Source organism: Brachybacterium sp. Z12 (genome assembly GCF_014400405.1).
GTDB lineage: Bacteria > Actinomycetota > Actinomycetes > Actinomycetales > Dermabacteraceae > Brachybacterium.
In genome coordinates, this window is record NZ_CP060496.1 from 2,525,358 (window position 1) to 2,540,756 (window position 15,399).

Sequence of the window (15,399 nt, forward strand, 5' to 3'; positions counted from 1 at the left end):
GGTCGGATGGACGATCTGCTGGTCACGCCGGGCCCCGGAGCACCCCGGGGCCTGCGGATCCCGGACATCGAGCTCGATGAGCGCTTCTCCCATGCCTCAGGTCCCGGTGGCCAGGGCGTCAACACCTCGGATTCCCGGGTCCAGCTGAGCCTGGACCTGGCGACCACGAGCGCGCTGGACGAGGTCCAGCGGGCGCGGGTCCTCTCTCGACTCTCGACGAAGCTCGCGGGCACGGTGCTCACCGTCACCGCAGCCGAGCAGCGCTCCCAACGGCAGAACCGGCGGGCCGCGCGGGAACGCCTGGCGGCTGCACTGCGAGAGGCCGTCGCCCCGCCGGTGGTGCGGCGGGCGACACGACCGACCAAGGGGTCGAAGCGTCGGCGGCTCGAGGCGAAGCGGCAGCGGGCGGACCTCAAGCGCTCGCGCCGACGCCCCGGGAGCGACTGAGCTCGCGGACGATCGGGCCCGAACCGCGAGTTCAGCCCCGCCGTCCCGCTGTCCTCGCTTAAGTTGAGCCCATGCTCCGTCGCCTCCTCGCCCATGCTTTCTGGGCAGTCATCCCCTGGAAGTTCGTCTCCGAGCCCGCCCCGCAGCAACCGGCCGTGATCCTCGGCGCCCCGCACACCTCCAACTGGGACTTCGCGTTCATGCTGGGGATCGCCTGGCGGCTCGGGATACCGCTGCGCTGGCTCGGGAAGCACACCCTGTTCACCTCCTGGCGGGGCCCGCTCATGCGCGCCCTGGGCGGGATCCCGGTGGACCGCACGGAGCCGAGCAAGGTGGTCGACGAGGTGGTGGCCCGGGTGCAAGCGGGCGAGGTCTTCGGCCTGGTCATCACGCCCGACGGGACCCGCAGCGGGCACACCCACTGGAAATCCGGCTTCTACCGCATCGCCCGCACCACAGGTATGCCGGTGGTGCTGGGCTACGTCGACCGCACCACGAGGACCACCGGGCTGGGCCCGACCCTTGATCTGACCGGCGACATCGCCGCGGACATGGACCGCATCCGGGCCTTCTACGCCGACAAGACCGGCTACCACCCCTCCCAGCGGGTCGAGCCGCGCCTGCGCGAAGAGGACGGGAACGCAGACAGCGCCTCCCCCGCGCAAGCCTGACCCCGCGGGCCCCACCGCCCCTCCCGTACCGTTCCGCGGACACAGCCCGGTCGGCGCCGTCAGGTCTGCCCGGTTGACGCTGCTCAGCCGGCGCTGCTCCCAGGGGCATGCGGCACGGTCCCCGAGCGAGGCAGCCAGATCCAGCCCTCCTGGCGTGCGAGCTCGCGCAGCCGGGAAGGCGGGGCGACGGCGCGACCCGCGTGGGCCTCCCTCGCGAGCAGCGCGGCGAGCACCGCGTCGAGAGCATCGTCCTGCGCCGCGCAGAGCGCGCGATGCCCATTCCAGTCCAGCCACGGCAGGGCGCGGTCCAGTGCCGTCAGCAACGCGTCGCGTGCCGCAGCGTTCTTGGTCCCCTTGTAGCCGCGATAGGGCAGATCCCACAGGCGCAGGGCCGCAGCCGGGTAGACCTCGCAGATCAGCCCGGAGCCGTCCCGCGAGGCGTCGACCCCCTGTTCCCGCAGCCGCGCCTCGATCCCCGCCCAGCGCAGCGCAGGATGGGCGATCCTGTCAGTCGCCACGCTCAGCGGGGTCAGCCCGGTGCTCTCGTGGACGACGAGATCGGTGGCCCTCATCGCGAGGCCGCGCCGCCACGCACCCCCGGTGGACTCTGGAGCGGGCAGGGTGCCTGCGGCATGGGCGGCGAGCAGGTCGACGAAGCTGCGCGGCCACCCCAGCGGCACGTCGACCCCGGCCTTCCGCGCTCCGTCGAGCACCTCGAGCAGGTCCTCGTCCTCCGCGCCGATCATGGCGAGCTCGACCACGACACGGTCTCCGTCGTCTCGGAGCACCGCCATGCCGGTGCTCCGCGCCTGGGCGGCCAGATCGATGCCGACGAACAGTGCACTCATCGCCCCAGGCTACGGCTCCGTGGAAGGCGCCCGGCGCTGTGCATCGAACGCTCGGCCGGTGGGCGGCGCAGGGGCGGGCGTAGGGTGCCCGAATGGAGCTCCTCACGCGCGGCGCACAGGTCCCTGACCCCCTCCAGCCCTATCTCGACGTCGATCGAACCCACCCCCGCCACGAATGCTGGGTGACCGGGCACATGGTCGCCGGCCTCGACGGCACCGCCGCGATCCACGGCCGCGTCGGGGCGCTGTCCACGGCCCCTGACCAGTCGCTCTTCCGCCGCATGCGCCAGATCGCCGACGTGGTGCTGATCGGTGCGGAGACCGTGCGGCGGGAGGGCTACGCGCCGATCCGGCTGTCCGATGAGGCGCGGGAGCAGCGCCGACTTCGCGGGCAGTCCCCCACCCCGCCGGTCGCGGTGGTGAGCCGCAGCCTCGATCTCGACTTCACCTCGAGCGTCTTCGCCCGCGCCGCCAAGGATGCCCGCACCCTGCTGATCACCTGTGCCTCGGCGGATCCGCGACGGCTGGACGCGGCCCGGGAGGTGGCGACGGTGATCATCGCCGGGCAGGAGCGCGTCGATCCGGCCACCGCACTGCGGGCCCTGGCCGAGCGCGGGCACCGGGTGGTGCTGTGCGAGGGCGGCCCGCGCTGGCTCGGCGAGCTGGTCGCGGCGGACCGCCTCGATGAGCTCTGCCTGTCATTGTCCCCGCTGATGGGCGGGGATCCGCTCCCGGTCAGCGTCACCCCGCCCGGTGCGGGGCTCAGCTATTTCACGCTCAAGAGCACGATGGTCGAGGACGGCACCCTGTTCCTCCGCTACGAGTCTCAGGAAGGTGGCACAGGTGAGTGAGGCAGCGTTCACGGCGCTGACAGCGGCTGCCGATCCCGCAATGGTCGTGGTCACCACTGCGGCCGAGGGCGAGCAGGCCGGATGCCTGGTGGGTTTCCATTCCCAGTCGAGCATCTCCCCTGCGCACTACAGCGTGTGGCTGTCCAAGGCGAACCACACCTACCGGGTGGGTCTGCGGGCAACGCACTTCGCGATCCACTTCCCCACCGTCGAGGATCTCGACCTCGCGGAGCGCTTCGGGACCCTCTCCGGCGACGATCCCGAGAAGTTCTCCGGACTCGAGACCCGCGCCGGGGAGGGCGGGGTGCCCCTGCTGGAGAGCTGCCCGCACCGGATGCTCCTGGAACGGATCACGATGCTCGACGACGGCGGCGATCACGTGGTCGTGACCGGGACGGTGGTCTCGGCCCACTCCTCAGGCAGCCTCGTGCCGCTGCGGCTGTCCCATGTCGCGCATCTGCGCGCCGGGCACGACAGCGAGGAACGGGCGATCCGGCCCTGAGCGGGCAGGAGCCTGCGCTGTCAGCGGAGGGCGGGGCCCTGCGGAGTCCCATCTCCCGCGTCGGCTTCTCCGCCGTCGGCCTGCGGGCTCGCAGCCCTCCGGCGCGCACGCTGGTCCCAGTCCACCAGCAGGCGCAGGAACAGCGCGCCGGCGAGAAGCCCGCCGAGCAGATCGGTCATCCAGTGCCAGCCCAGGAGGAAGGACACGGCCACGGAGTTGATGCTGATCGCCACGACGACCCACCGCAGAATCCTCACCAGCCGCTGCGAGGCTCCGCTGTAGTGCGCGATCAGGTAGACCGCGGCGCCATAGATGAGCACCGATTCGGCAGCATGGCCCGAAGGGAAGCTGATCCCCTTCGTGCCCATCTCCAGCAGGCCGGCCTCGAGGAACCCGGGATCGCGCTCATAGGTCACGCCGCGGGCCATCAGCACCTTCATCGCACCGACGCCGAAGACGAAGGCCGCCTCGGCCAAGAGCGCGACGAGGAGCGGCCGCCAGGTGCGCCGTCGCCGGGCGAGCACGATCGCGACCGCCGCGAGGATCGGCACGCACACGATCTGGCTCGAGACCCGGTCCAGCACGTTCTGCGCGAAGGGGATCAGCGAGGGGTCGAGACGATACAGCCACCGCTTGGCCAGGAAGAGATCAAGGTCCTGGAAGGGACCGGCCGCCAGGAGGGTCATGATCACCAGCGCGAGGCCGAGGACCGGGGCGGAGGTCAGCCGGTCCAGCAGGCTCCGTCGGCGGTCGCCGAGGGGACGCCGGTCGAGACGGGGATCGCTCGAAGCGTCGGCCGGGGGCTGTGAGTCGGCGACCATTGCGGTCAGAGCGTAGAAGAGGCCCCGCCGCAATGTCGCGCCCGGGCCTCGCTCCCCGCACAGGATCACAGCTCCATGCGGTCCCCGGAACGGCCCGATCCTCACGGGCGACGGGGCACCATCTGGCGTCTCAGCGCAGCAGACTCCGCAGCAGCCGGTGGGCTCCGCGCCGTCCCGCGCGCTTGCCCATCGCCTCCGGCCCGCGCCGCGCCGCCTGCACGTCACCTCGGGCACGCCGTGCCCGCAAGAGCCAGTTCAGCATGGTGACCCCCTCATGGTCGTCGCCAAGGATGCTCGTTCGTCGACCGTAGCGGCAGGATGACGTCGATGCTGCGCCGCTGACCGATCGTTCGCCATCAGGCGGTGCGCGGGGGCGGTCATTCCTCGCCGAGCTCCGTCAGCTCCCGCTGGTTCCGCTGCGTCGAGATCATGATGTAGGTGCCGAGCAGACCGCCGCTGAGGAGCGCGATCGCCACGAGGACCCACACGCCCGCCGAGGGATCGATCAGCTCGAGGACGTAGATCGCGACCACGGCCGCTGCGAGGACGAACCCTTCGACCAGTGCGAAGCCGATGAGAGTGCGCTGAGAACGCTTCTGCTGATCGCGCCGGAGCTGGTCAGCACGCGGGTCGGCGGGGCGGTCCACGGGGTCTTGGCTCATGCGGCCATCGTAGTCAGGCTCCGTGCAGAAGTCCCCGGTGTCAGCGCACTCCCCTGGCCTCCCGCGCCGGAACACCCGGTCACTCCCCGAAGGCGGTTTTCATGCAGCGCATGGCGGCAAGAGTCTTCGGCACCCCGATATATGGCATCAGGTGCACGAAGCACTCCGCGACGTCCTCCTTGCTCATGCCGGCAACGTCCACGGCGGTCTTGATGTGGCCGGTGAGCTGCGGCTCGGTGCCGCCCATCGCGGCGAGTGCGGCCATGTTGAGCATCTGACGATCGCGCAGCTCGAGGCCTTCGCGCTGGTACGTGCCGCCGAACACCGCGCCGACCACCCAGTCGGATGCCCCCGGAGCGAACTCGTCCAGCTGCTGCTTCCAGGCTGCGGCGCTCTCGGGAGACTGGGTCTCCTCGACGAACTCGTTGCCCTTGTCCATGCTCAGTTCCACCGTGTCCTCCTCCAGAAAGGGATGTGTCTTCCCTGGTCAGGCTAACAGTCAGGGTTCGCACCCAGAGTGTCGAGGGCATGCGCCGGCCGCAGTTCACCTGCTCGCCACGGGGCTGTCACGACGACCGTCTTCACTGGAGGCATGAACAGCTTCATCTCCCCGAACCGTCGGACCCTGCTGCGCGGCGGCGCCGCCGCTGCGGCGCTGGCCACCTCCCTGCCCGTGGGCGGCGCGGCCGCGGCGGGAACCCGCGGTACCGGAACCTCACGGCTGACGCTCCCCTCCGGCCTGCAGACCGGCGACGTCACCTCGCGCTCGGCGGTGCTGTGGTCCCGCGCCTCCGGCGAGGGGCGCCTGCACGCCGTCCTCCATGCCCTCGATGCCGACGGAGAGCGCCTCACCGGCGGCGGACACCGGCGAGGGCGAAGCAATGGCCGCGACGGCAGCCCGATCACGCTGCGCGGGCCGTGGGCCACCGCGGAGACCGACTTCACCGCCCGGATCAGTGCGGACGGACTGCCCGCCGGCACCGCCTTCGAGACCGAGCTGTTCTTCGAGGACGAGCACGGCAGACGCAGCGAGGTCAGCACGGGGCAGTTCCGCACCGCCCCAGGACACCGGTCCGACGGCGCGCAGACCTTCGTGTGGACGGCAGACACCGCGGGTCAGGGCTACGGCATCAACCCCGACGTCGGCGGGATGTTCGGCTACGAGACGATGCGCTCACTCGCCCCGGACTTCTTCCTCCACGCGGGCGACACCATCTACGCGGACGGCCCGATCGCCGAGACGCTCGAGGAGCCCGACGGTGCGCTGTGGCGCAACCTCGTCACTGAGGAGGTGACGAAGGTGGCCGAGACCCTCGAGGAGTTCCGTGGCCGCCACCGCTACAACCTCATGGACGACAACATCCGCGCGATGTACGCCGAGGTGCCCGTGATCGCCACCTGGGACGACCACGAGACCACCAACAACTGGTGGGCCGGGGAGCTGCTCGAGGACGACCGGTACACGGTGCGCGATGTGAACACCCTTGCCGCCCGGGGCCGACGAGCCTGGCAGGAGTACCAGCCGATCGCCGACGCGCGCGGCCTCTCCCGTGGCACGGGGTTCGAGCCCGAGCGCATCTACCGCCGCATCGAGCGCGGCCCGGACCTGGACGTGTTCGTGCTGGACATGCGCACACACAAGGGCGAGAACACCGACGGGCTCGAACAGGAGGCCACCACGATCCTCGGCGAGGAGCAGCTGCAGTGGCTGCTCAAGGGGCTGCGGAGATCGCAGGCGACGTGGAAGGTGATCCTCGCCGACCTGCCGCTGGGCATCATCGTCCCCGACGGGGAAGGACAGGAGTCGATCTCCAACGCCGAGGACGGCGCTCCTCTGGGCCGCGAGCTCGAGCTCGCCCGGCTGCTGTCCGGAATCAAGAGCCAGCGCACCCGCAACGTGGTGTTCCTGACCGGCGACGTCCACTACTGCGCCGCCCACCACTACTCCCCGAGCGCGCGGCGTTCACCGACTTCGATCCGTTCTGGGAGTTCGTCGCCGGGCCGATCAACGCTGGCTCCTTCGGTCCCAACGAGATGGACGGGACCTTCGGGCCCGAGGTCGACTTCCAGAAGGCCGGGCCCGCGATGGGTTCCCCGCGCGACGGCACCGGCCAGTTCTTCGGCCGGGTCGAGGTCGCCCCGCAGGGAGAGTCCTTCACCGTCGAGCTCATCGATGCCAACGGGGATGTGCAGTACACCCGCACGTTGACGCCGGAGCCCTGAGGGGTTTCAGGCCCGGGCGCAGCTCATGCCTTGAGCACGTACCGCAGGGTCTCCACGACCTGGTCGGTGGTGGTGCACCAAGCCTGAGCCTCGGCGTCGACCTCCTTGAGCGGGTGGATGATGTCCGCGTCATGGAGGGTCACGTAGGGCTTGCCCAGCGCGGCGGTGTAGCCGGCATCGAAGGCGGCGTTCCACTGCTTGTACTTGTCGCCGAAGCGGACCACGACCATGTCGGCCTGCTGGATCAGGGTGCGGGTGCGGATCGCGTTGACCTTTGCGGACTGGTGGTCGCGCCAGAACTGGCTGTCGTTCTCCCCCAGGTGGTCGCCGGCGGCGTCGCTCGCGGGATGGTCGGTCACCGGTGCGGTGAAGACCACGTCCAGCCCGGCGGCCTCGGCCCCGCGCTGGATCTCGTCGCGCCACTCGGTGTGGATCTCGCCGGAGAGGTAGACGGTGAAGCTCATGACTGGATCTCCTATGGTCTGGGCCTGGCCTGCGCTCTCACCATCTCATCAATCAGCGGGAAGGGTCGGCGTCCAGCGTCATCACCTCGACCCGGTTCCCGAAGCCGTCGCGCGCATGGAACCGCAGGTAGCCCTCGAAGGTGTCGCGCTCCTCCCAGGAGAGTTCGTAACCTCCGTTCTCGATGCGCTGGGCCGTCGCCTCGAGCTCCTCGAGCGTGTCGCAGACAAGGCCGGGGTGGGCCTTCGCCGCAGGGCGGAACGGATCCTCGACCCCGAGATGGATCTCCGCTGTGACGGTGTCGCCGTCGTACGCACGGAACCAGCAGCCGCCGCGACCAGCGAGAGAATGCGGCTTCGGAACCTCCTGCAGCTCGAGGGCCCCCGCGTAGAAGCGCCGCGCCTCGCCCTCTTCGCCGCGGGGCATGGACACCTGCATGTGGTGGAGCCTCATCATCGCCTCCCATTTATCTTGACGCCAAGATAGATTCAGCATAGAGGTCGCGCCGCCGCGGATCCAGGCCCCCGCCCCGTCGAGCAGCCCGTACGACCCCTCTTCGATAGGCTCCCTCCGTGGAATCCGTCCTCAACATCTCCGCCTACGTGTTCACTCCGATCACCGATCGTGAACAGCTGCGCCCCGTGCTGCGCGAACGCGCGAACGCAGCTGGCCTCAAGGGCACGATCCTCCTCGCGGAGGAGGGCATCAACATGTTCCTCGCGGGCGAGGCGGGCGCGGTGCGCGGATATGTCGACCAACTGCGAGAGGACCCGCGCTTCACCGCTCTGACCACCAAGGAGAGCTGGTCAGCGGAGCAGCCGTTCCGCAAGATGCTCGTCAAGCTCAAACGCGAGATCATCCGCATGGACCACCCGACGATCCGCCCGATCGATGAGCGCGCGCCGGCGGTCGCTCCGCGCACCCTGAAGCGCTGGCTCGACCAGGGGCACGATGACGACGGCCGCGAGGTCGTCCTGCTCGATACGCGCAACGCGTTCGAGGTGGACTACGGCACCTTCGAAGGGGCGCTGGACTGGCGCATCGCACGGTTCACCCAGTTCCCCGACGCGGCATCCGCTCATCGCGAGGCACTCGAGGGCAAGACCGTGGTGAGCTTCTGCACCGGCGGGATCCGGTGCGAGAAGGCCGCGATCTACCTGCGTGAGGAGGGCGTCGACGCTCTGCAGCTCGACGGGGAATCCTCGGCTATTTCGAGCACGTCGGCGAGGACCACTACGACGGGGAGTGCTTCGTCTTCGACGAGCGCGAGGCGCTCGCCCCGGACCTCACGCCACGGGCCGACGACGTCGCGTCGTAGAGCGCCGCTTCGCGCATCCCTCCACGACGGCGGCCGCAGTGCCCGCAGCCATGAGCAGCAGGGCACCAGCGAACTGCTCGGCGACTGACGTCGCTCCCGTTGACGAATGGGAATACACCCGTCCTGCCGAGCCTTGGACTCATCACCTCCGCCTCTCCTCCAGAAGGAATTCCATGACCAGCTCGACCGCTCCCACCGTCCTCGTCGTCGGCTCGACCGGCAGCATCGGGCGTCTCACCGTCGCCGCAGCCCTCGCACACGGCTACCGGGTCCGTGCCCTGGTGCGCGATGCGGAGCGCGCCTCGCACATCGTTCCCGTGGGCGCTGAGCTCGTGACCGGAGACGTCACCCGCCCCGAGTCGCTGCGTGCGGCCGTCGACGGCGCGGATGCGGTGATCTTCACCCACGGGGTGGAGACCACTGAGCAGGCGATCGAGCAGGTCAGCTACGCCGGGGTGCGTGACCTGCTCTGGCTGCTGGCCGGCCGTGACGTGCGGATCGTGCTGATGTCGGCGGTCGGCGTCACTGCGCGGAGTGGGCTGTACAACACCTTGCAGCTGGCGGAGTGGAAGCGCCGCGCGGAGCGCCTGGTCCGGTTCAGCGGGCAGCCGTACACGATCGTGCGACCGGGATGGTTCGATGAGAACGGGCCCGACGAGCACCGGCTCGTGCTCCGCCAGGGCGACCGCCACCATGCCGGTGATCCGGGCGACGGCGCTGTCTCCCGCGAGCAGATCGCTCAGGTCCTCGTCGCCGCGCTCAGCTCACCGGGGCCGCCGGCAGGACGTTCGAGCTCGTCGCCGAACAGGGCCCTGCGACGGCGGATCTGGAGCCGCTGCTGGCAGCGCTGCCTGCCGACCCGTCCGACGGCCTCGACGCCCCCGGGGACGTGCGAGACATGCCGCTGGATGAGGAGCCGCAGCGCGTGCGCGACGATCTGCGCGAGCTCCGCGCCCGGGCGTGATCATCGGCTCAGAGAACCTTCTTCACCACGCTCGACTTGAGCTTCATGGCGCCGAAGCCCGGCACCGTCGCATCGATATCGTGACCGTCGACGGGGTCTATGAGGCGGATCCCGCGCACCTTGGTGCCGACCTTGATGGCGCCGCCACCACCGCCCTTGACCTTGAGATCCTTGGAGATGGTCACGGTGTCCCCGTCGGCGAGAACGTTGCCAACGGCGTCCCGGATCGCTGGCGGCGCATCCTCGCCCGCGCCCCCGTCGGCGTCCTCCACGGCCTCGGCCGCCCACTCGTGACCACACATGGGGCACGCCAGCAGCAGGCCGGACTCGTAGGTGTACGCCTCACCGCACTGTGGACAGTTGGGCAGGACCTCAGACATCGAACACGGACTCCAATCGGTGACAGCAGCTCAGGCGATTGCCTCGGCCGCAGTGGCCTCTGCCTGGCAGTATCCCTCATCGCGCGGCGGGTGAGCAGGCCCTCCGCGGCGTCCGGTGTGGATCCCGCGATCCCCTGTCAGGGCTGGACGGGCTTCTGAACCTCCCGCAGCCCAAGGGCATCGCCATGGAAGCGACGCGGGGGATCACGCGGATGGACTGGTTTTCGGTAACGACGCCACGGACCGAAGCGCCCTCACCCATAGTGAGCGCTTGGCACGAACCGCGGGCGGGTTGCCTGCCTCGGACTCCGCGCGGTCAAAGCTTTCCTCGATGAGAGCGTCGTGAAGCGGCCGAAAGAAGAGAGGCCAAGTCGCTCTGGACAGCCCGGTGACAGTCATCATCAACTCGTGCCTGAGCAGCACGATTGACTCATCCGCGGTCTCCGAAACAGTGAATGCGTGATGGCCATGAAATCCCGCTGGGCCAGTGAATCGAAACCTCACGGATCGCCCTGGCTCATATGCGTCCACCGCATAGCGCACGGGCCCGTGCCCACCAGACGCACCGACGCCCAGTGGCCCGTCCAGCCTCATCGACGGCCATTGTCCTCGCGGCCACAGTCGGTCCTGTTTGGTCGACAAGGAGTCCAGCAGTTCTCCGACCGATTCAGCGCTCGCATGGACGTATCGCTGGTGAACGTTCTGGATCATCCTCTGAGACTAGTAGGGGCGAGGCCAGATCCTCCCTGCCCGATACGTGCAGCCGTCGCTCTCAGTTCCGTCGATGACGCACAGACGGCTTCCGCACCTCCAGCAGCACGGTGCCGGGGCTGCGGCCGCAGCTCCGTGACCCGCGGCATCACGCGTCGTCTGCCACCGTCTCGACGACATAGTCCCCACGACGATGGGACGTTGCCCGGCCCCATTCACTGGCTCGGACGCGCGCTTGGTGGGCGTCGAACGCTTTCTGATCCACGAATCTCTCCGAGACCGCCCACACGAGGGGATCATCCGTCGGCGTGACGTCGAAGCGAAGACACCCCGCTTCAGCGCGCGTCAGCTCGACGTGCCGATGAAGGTGGCCGCGGACGACGGCCGCCGCATCGCCGTCACCACAGATGAGACGGCCCTCTAGCTTGATGGGACTCACGCGACCTCCAATGTTTGACTCACCGGCGGGGCCCAGACGACGAGCCGCCGCTCGACTTCGATGGTGCAGCTGCGGCAGAGGCTCCTTCCGCGAGCTTCACGGTCGGCGCATCGGCCTCGTTCCAACGCAACAGCACCAGATGCCACAGGCCGGGTCGCTTCCGCGAAGGATCGATCGGGACGTCCCAAAGTACCGCGCCAGATGGATTGCTATGTCTGCGGTGACGCCCCGCGTGCCGCGCACGATCCAGACGCGCGAACTGCACAGTCCACACCGCCATCGACTGCGTCGTTAGGCTGGGTGGATGGCAACAGTTCTTCTTGTGCGGCACGGCCGCACCACAGCCAATGCCACCGGAGTGCTGGCCGGGCGGACCGCCGGCGTCAGCCTGGACCAGACCGGGAGGGACCAAGCGGCGCTGACCGGAGACCGGCTCGCAGCCGTGCCCGTGGTCGGAGTGGTCTCGAGCCCTCTTGAGCGTTGTCAGGAGACCGCCCAGCTCATCGTCGATCGCCAGACCAGCGCGCCGTACTCGTCGGTCGATCCTGATCTCACCGAATGCGATTACGGTCAGTGGCAGGGCCGCACGCTCAGTGATCTCACGACCGAGGAGCTGTGGCCGATCGTGCAGTCGCAACCCTCCTCCGTCGTCTTTCCCGGCGGTGAATCCATGGCCGCGATGCAGGCTCGGTCGGTGGCAGCGATCCGCCGCCACGATGCAGCCGTGGACGCCGAGTACGGGCCGAAGGCGGTGTGGGTGGCGGTGAGTCACGGTGACATCATCAAGTCGATCCTCGCCGACGCGCTCGGCATGCACCTCGACCTGTTCCAGCGTCTTGAGGTGAGCCCCGCTTCCGTCTCGATCGTGAGCTATGGCGCGAGCCGGCCGAGGGTCTGCGCGACCAACACCGACGCGGGTGATCTGTCATGGCTCTCGAACGGCATCCACTCCGGCGATTCACCGGTGGGCGGCGGTGCCGGCAAAGACGCCATGGACAGCGAGACGCCTAGGATCATCACATGACTGACATGCCTGCACGTGTTCACGAATTCGATTGGCCTGATCGCGTCGTCGTCGGCACCGTCGGGCTTCCGGGGGCGCGCACGTTCTACCTGCAGGTGCGCGCAGGTACACAGATCATGAGCATTGCCCTGGAGAAGCAGCAGTCGGCTCTGCTCGCGGAGAAGATCGACGAGATCCTCGACCAGCTCATCACCGTCGAGGGTAACCGCTTCAGCGTTCCCACGAGTACTCCCGTCGAACTCGTCGACAATGATCCGCTCGAGGGCGTCCAGGAGCAGTTCCGCGCGGGGGCCATCGGCTTGGGCTGGGATCCGACCACGGCCCAGGTCGTCATCGAGGCGCACCCCATCCCCGACGACGATGACGACTCGCTCGATGAGGACGCCTCCACCGAACCCGAGATGCTGATGGTGCGAATGCCGGTCGGCACCGCCCGCGCCTTCACCCAACGCACCCGCGAGATCGTGGACGCCGGGCGCCCCATATGCTCGCTCTGCGGCTACCCCATGGACCCCGACGGTCACACCTGCACCCTTCCCGAGATCTGATGCCGGCGACGGACCTGGCGACCGCCGAGCTGACGCTCACCGGCCGGATCACGACGGCGTCGAACGCTACATTTCTGGGCAGTATCAACGGCGCGGTGGTCGTCTATAAGCCGATAGCAGGCGAAAGCCCGCTCTGGGATTTCCCCGACGGCACCCTGGCTCATCGGGAACTGGCCGCCTACCTGATCTCGCAGGCCCTCGGCTGGAACGTCGTGCCGCACACCTGGCTGCGCGATGGCCCGATGGGCGAAGGAATGGTGCAGCTCTGGCAAGAGCAGGACCCCGCCCAACGCGCCGTGGACCTGATCGCGACGAACCACCTGCCCGAGACGGGCTGGAGAAGCGTTCTCGAGGGACACGATGAGAACGGACAGATGATCACCCTCGTTCATGAGGACTCGCCGGCACTCCGACGCATGGCGGTGTTCGACCTGATCGTCAACAACGCCGACCGCAAAGGCGACCACATCCTTGCCATGGCTGACGGGCACCGGCACGGCGTCGACCATGGGCTCACCTTCCACCGTGACCACAAGTTGCGCACGGTCCTGTGGGGGTGGCTGGGAGACGCTCTGAGCGACGAGGAGCGCGTCGGCATAGATCGTGTCAGCGAAGGACTGCACGGTGAACTGGGCCGCACCCTGGAGGACTTGCTCCGCGCAGAGGAAATCGCATCGCTCGCCGCGCGCTGCGCCCAATTGCGTTCGGCAGGGCGGTTCCCGCCTCCGAGCGGTGAGATGCCGGCGGTGCCGTGGCCGCTGTTCTGAGGGGCATGTCCCGCATCCTCGGAGCCAGACCATAGGTCGGGTCAAGATGTCACCTATCGGCGCGGCAGTCCAAAGTGCTCTTACCCGAACCCGCATACCCGGACACGCCAACCACAATCGGTCGCCCAAGCTCCCGCTGCCTTCGCTCGATGAGCGCCTTCACTGGCTCTACGCCCGACAGCTGCTGCTTTCGCACCATGTGTCACGCGACATTCAGCGGGGTGATTGCAGCGACCTTCTCTCGCAACGCCCGTCGCTCGAGCCGCAGCTCATAGTTCGACTGCAGGTTCATCCAGAACTCCTCGGACGTCCCGAAGTACCGCGCCAGACGGATCGCCGTATCGGCCGTGATGCCGCGCTTGCCGTGCACGATCTCGTTGATCCGACGCGGCGGCACACCGATGGACACCGCCAGCTTGTTCTGCGTGATCCCGAAACCCTCGATGAAGTCCTCCATCAGGATCTCTCCCGGATGGATCGGCTCGATCAGGTCGCTCTCAGTGGTAGTCGACGAGTTCGACATCGTCCGCACCTCCCTCTCTCCAGACGAAGCAGAGACGCCATTGTGCGTTGACCCGGATGCTGTGCTGACCACGACGGTCACCGACGAGCCGCTCCAGCCGGTTGCCCGGAGGGACCCGGAGATCCTCCACATCCTTTGCGGCATGGATCAGCTCGAGCTTCCGCAGTGTCGCTCGCTGCACATGGCGGTCAACGCCCTTGACGTATTGCTCATGCCAGATCCGCTCAGTGTTCTTGCTGCCGAAGGATCTGATCACGAGACCAGGATATAACGAGACGCGTCATTAACGCTAGGCGTTAAAGCGGAACTCCATCGAGTTCCGGTACAGAGCAATCTCTGCCGCGAGGTCCGCGCGCAGGCCGTCGTGCGCTCCACTCAAGGCGTACTGCGGGTTCGACCATTGCTCCGACGGGTACAGCCACACTGGCTTCTTGACCAGGGGCGCGGGTTCCCAGCCATAGCGCGGCCAGATGCGGGCGTGCAGGAACGCATCGGCGTTCCCGAGGATCTCCACATTCACGCGCCGGAACGCGTCATCGCGACGACGACACACGTTCTCGACAGCCGACGCAAGGAGATCGACATCTGCCAGGTAGCTGATGCGCTGCCTCCGAGGCAGATCGGAGAGCCGATCGACTCCCGGAACCTTCGTGAGCGCGAGCGAGTACCCCGGGAGCCACTGCACGTCCCCGATGACGGCGAACGAATCGTTCAGCTCCGCGAGCACGGTGGGATTCTCACCAGCGTGGGCGGACGCCACGCGATCTGAGCGCCAGTCGCTCATGCGACACCCAGAGGCATGATCTCGAAGCCGTCGAGGAAGTCCTCCATCAGGATCTCGTCCGGATGGATCGGACGGATTCGGTCGCCATTCATGCGACCAGGCTACGCCGGGCCTGGAGACGACGTCAGACGTTGAAGCGGAACTCCACCACGTCGCCGCACATACCAACCTCTGCCGCCAGACACGAGTTAGATGCTGCGCAAGACGGCGAGACGCTCCCTGGCCGCTCTGCGAACCAGCCAGATTATATGCTCAATATCCGTTCGCCACTCCCCTGATATTCTCATCCGGATGACTACCCCTGATGCGCATGCACTAGAAGCGGCCGAGCGATGGACTTCCTCGCAGATCAAGAACTGGTCGCCACAGTGGCGGACGAATCTAGCAGAATGGCTGGAGCCAAACCTCGCCCTCGTCGGAGATTCTGAGTGGGGCGGCCAGATCCGGGACATGG

General features: G+C 68.2%; 21 protein-coding genes and 1 pseudogene. 10 read left to right on the forward strand and 12 right to left on the reverse strand.

Annotated features, from left to right (window positions below; translation table 11 throughout):
• Nucleotides 1-6 precede the first annotated feature (6 nt).
• Nucleotides 7-447: an alternative ribosome rescue aminoacyl-tRNA hydrolase ArfB gene (gene arfB / locus H3H54_RS13280; protein ID WP_262424232.1), complete on the forward strand. Its 441-nt coding sequence runs from the start codon at nucleotides 7-9 to the stop codon at nucleotides 445-447.
• Nucleotides 448-518: 71 nt separating this feature from the next.
• Complete coding sequence (locus tag H3H54_RS13285) at nucleotides 519-1,118, forward strand: 1-acyl-sn-glycerol-3-phosphate acyltransferase (protein WP_262424233.1); 600 nt, start codon at nucleotides 519-521, stop codon at nucleotides 1,116-1,118.
• 83 nt (nucleotides 1,119-1,201) lie between these two features.
• Here H3H54_RS13285 and H3H54_RS13290 read toward each other — a convergent pair whose 3' ends face one another.
• Nucleotides 1,202-1,966 carry a DUF429 domain-containing protein gene (locus H3H54_RS13290; protein WP_262424234.1) on the reverse strand — a complete coding sequence of 255 codons (765 nt, stop codon included), beginning with the start codon at nucleotides 1,964-1,966 and terminating at the stop codon, nucleotides 1,202-1,204.
• Between the two features lie 92 nt (nucleotides 1,967-2,058).
• Between H3H54_RS13290 and H3H54_RS13295 the strand changes: the two genes are divergently transcribed.
• The gene (locus tag H3H54_RS13295; protein ID WP_262424235.1) at nucleotides 2,059-2,817 is read left to right on the forward strand and encodes a pyrimidine reductase family protein; all 759 of its coding nucleotides are present in this window, start codon (nucleotides 2,059-2,061) and stop codon (nucleotides 2,815-2,817) included.
• A complete protein-coding gene (locus H3H54_RS13300; protein ID WP_262424236.1) occupies nucleotides 2,810-3,319 on the forward strand; it encodes a flavin reductase family protein in 510 nt (169 codons plus the stop codon). Before H3H54_RS13295 ends, H3H54_RS13300 begins: the two co-directional genes overlap by 8 nt.
• Nucleotides 3,320-3,339: 20 nt before the next feature.
• Here the strand turns inward: H3H54_RS13300 and H3H54_RS13305 are convergent, their stop codons facing one another.
• The 4 genes from H3H54_RS13305 to H3H54_RS13320 all read right to left on the reverse strand — a co-directional run bounded on the left by H3H54_RS13305 (nucleotide 3,340) and on the right by H3H54_RS13320 (nucleotide 5,253).
• Nucleotides 3,340-4,140, reverse strand: coding sequence for a phosphatase PAP2 family protein (locus H3H54_RS13305; protein ID WP_262424237.1), 801 nt, complete (start codon nucleotides 4,138-4,140; stop codon nucleotides 3,340-3,342).
• A 130-nt stretch (nucleotides 4,141-4,270) separates the two neighbouring features.
• Nucleotides 4,271-4,402, reverse strand: a complete 132-nt coding sequence (locus H3H54_RS13310) for a hypothetical protein (RefSeq protein WP_262424238.1) — start codon at nucleotides 4,400-4,402, stop codon at nucleotides 4,271-4,273.
• Between the two features lie 115 nt (nucleotides 4,403-4,517).
• Nucleotides 4,518-4,802 carry a hypothetical protein gene (locus H3H54_RS13315; RefSeq protein ID WP_262424239.1) on the reverse strand — a complete coding sequence of 95 codons (285 nt, stop codon included), beginning with the start codon at nucleotides 4,800-4,802 and terminating at the stop codon, nucleotides 4,518-4,520.
• A gap of 79 nt (nucleotides 4,803-4,881) precedes the next feature.
• The gene (locus tag H3H54_RS13320) at nucleotides 4,882-5,253 is read right to left on the reverse strand and encodes a carboxymuconolactone decarboxylase family protein (protein ID WP_262424240.1); all 372 of its coding nucleotides are present in this window, start codon (nucleotides 5,251-5,253) and stop codon (nucleotides 4,882-4,884) included.
• A 141-nt stretch (nucleotides 5,254-5,394) separates the two neighbouring features.
• Here H3H54_RS13320 and H3H54_RS13325 point away from each other — a divergent pair.
• Nucleotides 5,395-7,025, forward strand: a pseudogene (locus tag H3H54_RS13325) (alkaline phosphatase D family protein).
• Between the two features lie 23 nt (nucleotides 7,026-7,048).
• Here the strand turns inward: H3H54_RS13325 and H3H54_RS13330 are convergent.
• Complete coding sequence (locus tag H3H54_RS13330) at nucleotides 7,049-7,489, reverse strand: YtoQ family protein (protein WP_262424241.1); 441 nt, start codon at nucleotides 7,487-7,489, stop codon at nucleotides 7,049-7,051.
• Between the two features lie 52 nt (nucleotides 7,490-7,541).
• Nucleotides 7,542-7,940: a VOC family protein gene (locus tag H3H54_RS13335; protein WP_262426483.1), complete on the reverse strand. Its 399-nt coding sequence runs from the start codon at nucleotides 7,938-7,940 to the stop codon at nucleotides 7,542-7,544.
• A gap of 119 nt (nucleotides 7,941-8,059) precedes the next feature.
• On the opposite strand from H3H54_RS13335, the gene H3H54_RS13340 reads away from it, so the two are divergent.
• A complete protein-coding gene (locus H3H54_RS13340) occupies nucleotides 8,060-8,893 on the forward strand; it encodes a sulfurtransferase (protein WP_262424242.1) in 834 nt (277 codons plus the stop codon).
• Nucleotides 8,894-8,978: 85 nt separating this feature from the next.
• Complete coding sequence (locus H3H54_RS13345) at nucleotides 8,979-9,809, forward strand: SDR family oxidoreductase (protein ID WP_262424243.1); 831 nt, start codon at nucleotides 8,979-8,981, stop codon at nucleotides 9,807-9,809.
• Here the strand turns inward: H3H54_RS13345 and H3H54_RS13350 are convergent.
• Nucleotides 9,778-10,149 carry a zinc ribbon domain-containing protein YjdM gene (locus tag H3H54_RS13350; protein WP_262424244.1) on the reverse strand — a complete coding sequence of 124 codons (372 nt, stop codon included), beginning with the start codon at nucleotides 10,147-10,149 and terminating at the stop codon, nucleotides 9,778-9,780. The genes H3H54_RS13345 and H3H54_RS13350 overlap by 32 nt on opposite strands.
• Nucleotides 10,150-11,008: 859 nt before the next feature.
• Nucleotides 11,009-11,299 (reverse strand): putative quinol monooxygenase, encoded by a 291-nt coding sequence (locus H3H54_RS13355; RefSeq protein ID WP_262424245.1) that lies wholly within the window; start codon nucleotides 11,297-11,299, stop codon nucleotides 11,009-11,011.
• Nucleotides 11,300-11,603: 304 nt separating this feature from the next.
• Between H3H54_RS13355 and H3H54_RS13360 the strand changes: the two genes are divergently transcribed.
• Genes H3H54_RS13360 through H3H54_RS13370 form a run of 3 tightly spaced genes read left to right on the forward strand, consistent with a single transcriptional unit; the run spans nucleotide 11,604 to nucleotide 13,638 of the window.
• Nucleotides 11,604-12,323, forward strand: a complete 720-nt coding sequence (locus tag H3H54_RS13360) for a histidine phosphatase family protein (protein ID WP_262424246.1) — start codon at nucleotides 11,604-11,606, stop codon at nucleotides 12,321-12,323.
• 5 nt (nucleotides 12,324-12,328) lie between these two features.
• Nucleotides 12,329-12,871 carry a DUF3090 domain-containing protein gene (locus tag H3H54_RS13365; protein WP_262426484.1) on the forward strand — a complete coding sequence of 181 codons (543 nt, stop codon included), beginning with the start codon at nucleotides 12,329-12,331 and terminating at the stop codon, nucleotides 12,869-12,871.
• Nucleotides 12,871-13,638 carry an SCO1664 family protein gene (locus H3H54_RS13370; RefSeq protein ID WP_262424247.1) on the forward strand — a complete coding sequence of 256 codons (768 nt, stop codon included), beginning with the start codon at nucleotides 12,871-12,873 and terminating at the stop codon, nucleotides 13,636-13,638. The genes H3H54_RS13365 and H3H54_RS13370 overlap by 1 nt, the downstream gene beginning before the upstream one ends.
• A gap of 202 nt (nucleotides 13,639-13,840) precedes the next feature.
• On the opposite strand, the gene H3H54_RS13375 is transcribed toward H3H54_RS13370, so the two are convergent.
• Genes H3H54_RS13375 through H3H54_RS13385 form a run of 3 tightly spaced genes read right to left on the reverse strand, consistent with a single transcriptional unit; the run spans nucleotide 13,841 to nucleotide 14,888 of the window.
• Nucleotides 13,841-14,161 (reverse strand): HigA family addiction module antitoxin, encoded by a 321-nt coding sequence (locus H3H54_RS13375; RefSeq protein WP_262424248.1) that lies wholly within the window; start codon nucleotides 14,159-14,161, stop codon nucleotides 13,841-13,843.
• The gene (locus H3H54_RS13380) at nucleotides 14,136-14,417 is read right to left on the reverse strand and encodes a type II toxin-antitoxin system RelE/ParE family toxin (RefSeq protein ID WP_316249034.1); all 282 of its coding nucleotides are present in this window, start codon (nucleotides 14,415-14,417) and stop codon (nucleotides 14,136-14,138) included. Before H3H54_RS13380 ends, H3H54_RS13375 begins: the two co-directional genes overlap by 26 nt.
• Before the next feature lie 33 nt (nucleotides 14,418-14,450).
• On the reverse strand, nucleotides 14,451-14,888 hold the full coding sequence (locus H3H54_RS13385) for a diadenosine tetraphosphate hydrolase (protein ID WP_262424249.1): 438 nt from the start codon (nucleotides 14,886-14,888) through the stop codon (nucleotides 14,451-14,453).
• Nucleotides 14,889-15,399: the final 511 nt, after the last annotated feature.

Coding starts and splice junctions, on each gene's coding strand:
- H3H54_RS13335 (WP_262426483.1), bottom strand. CDS start 7,940: ATGAGGCTCCACCACATGCAGGTGTCCATGCCCCGCGGCGAAGAGGGC.
- H3H54_RS13370 (WP_262424247.1), top strand. CDS start 12,871: ATGCCGGCGACGGACCTGGCGACCGCCGAGCTGACGCTCACCGGCCGG.
- H3H54_RS13305 (WP_262424237.1), bottom strand. CDS start 4,140: ATGGTCGCCGACTCACAGCCCCCGGCCGACGCTTCGAGCGATCCCCGT.
- H3H54_RS13330 (WP_262424241.1), bottom strand. CDS start 7,489: ATGAGCTTCACCGTCTACCTCTCCGGCGAGATCCACACCGAGTGGCGC.
- H3H54_RS13365 (WP_262426484.1), top strand. CDS start 12,329: ATGCCTGCACGTGTTCACGAATTCGATTGGCCTGATCGCGTCGTCGTC.
- arfB (WP_262424232.1), top strand. CDS start 7: ATGGACGATCTGCTGGTCACGCCGGGCCCCGGAGCACCCCGGGGCCTG.
- H3H54_RS13360 (WP_262424246.1), top strand. CDS start 11,604: ATGGCAACAGTTCTTCTTGTGCGGCACGGCCGCACCACAGCCAATGCC.
- H3H54_RS13350 (WP_262424244.1), bottom strand. CDS start 10,149: ATGTCTGAGGTCCTGCCCAACTGTCCACAGTGCGGTGAGGCGTACACC.
- H3H54_RS13295 (WP_262424235.1), top strand. CDS start 2,059: ATGGAGCTCCTCACGCGCGGCGCACAGGTCCCTGACCCCCTCCAGCCC.
- H3H54_RS13375 (WP_262424248.1), bottom strand. CDS start 14,161: ATGTCGAACTCGTCGACTACCACTGAGAGCGACCTGATCGAGCCGATC.
- H3H54_RS13285 (WP_262424233.1), top strand. CDS start 519: ATGCTCCGTCGCCTCCTCGCCCATGCTTTCTGGGCAGTCATCCCCTGG.
- H3H54_RS13315 (WP_262424239.1), bottom strand. CDS start 4,802: ATGAGCCAAGACCCCGTGGACCGCCCCGCCGACCCGCGTGCTGACCAG.
- H3H54_RS13345 (WP_262424243.1), top strand. CDS start 8,979: ATGACCAGCTCGACCGCTCCCACCGTCCTCGTCGTCGGCTCGACCGGC.
- H3H54_RS13310 (WP_262424238.1), bottom strand. CDS start 4,402: ATGCTGAACTGGCTCTTGCGGGCACGGCGTGCCCGAGGTGACGTGCAG.
- H3H54_RS13290 (WP_262424234.1), bottom strand. CDS start 1,966: ATGAGTGCACTGTTCGTCGGCATCGATCTGGCCGCCCAGGCGCGGAGC.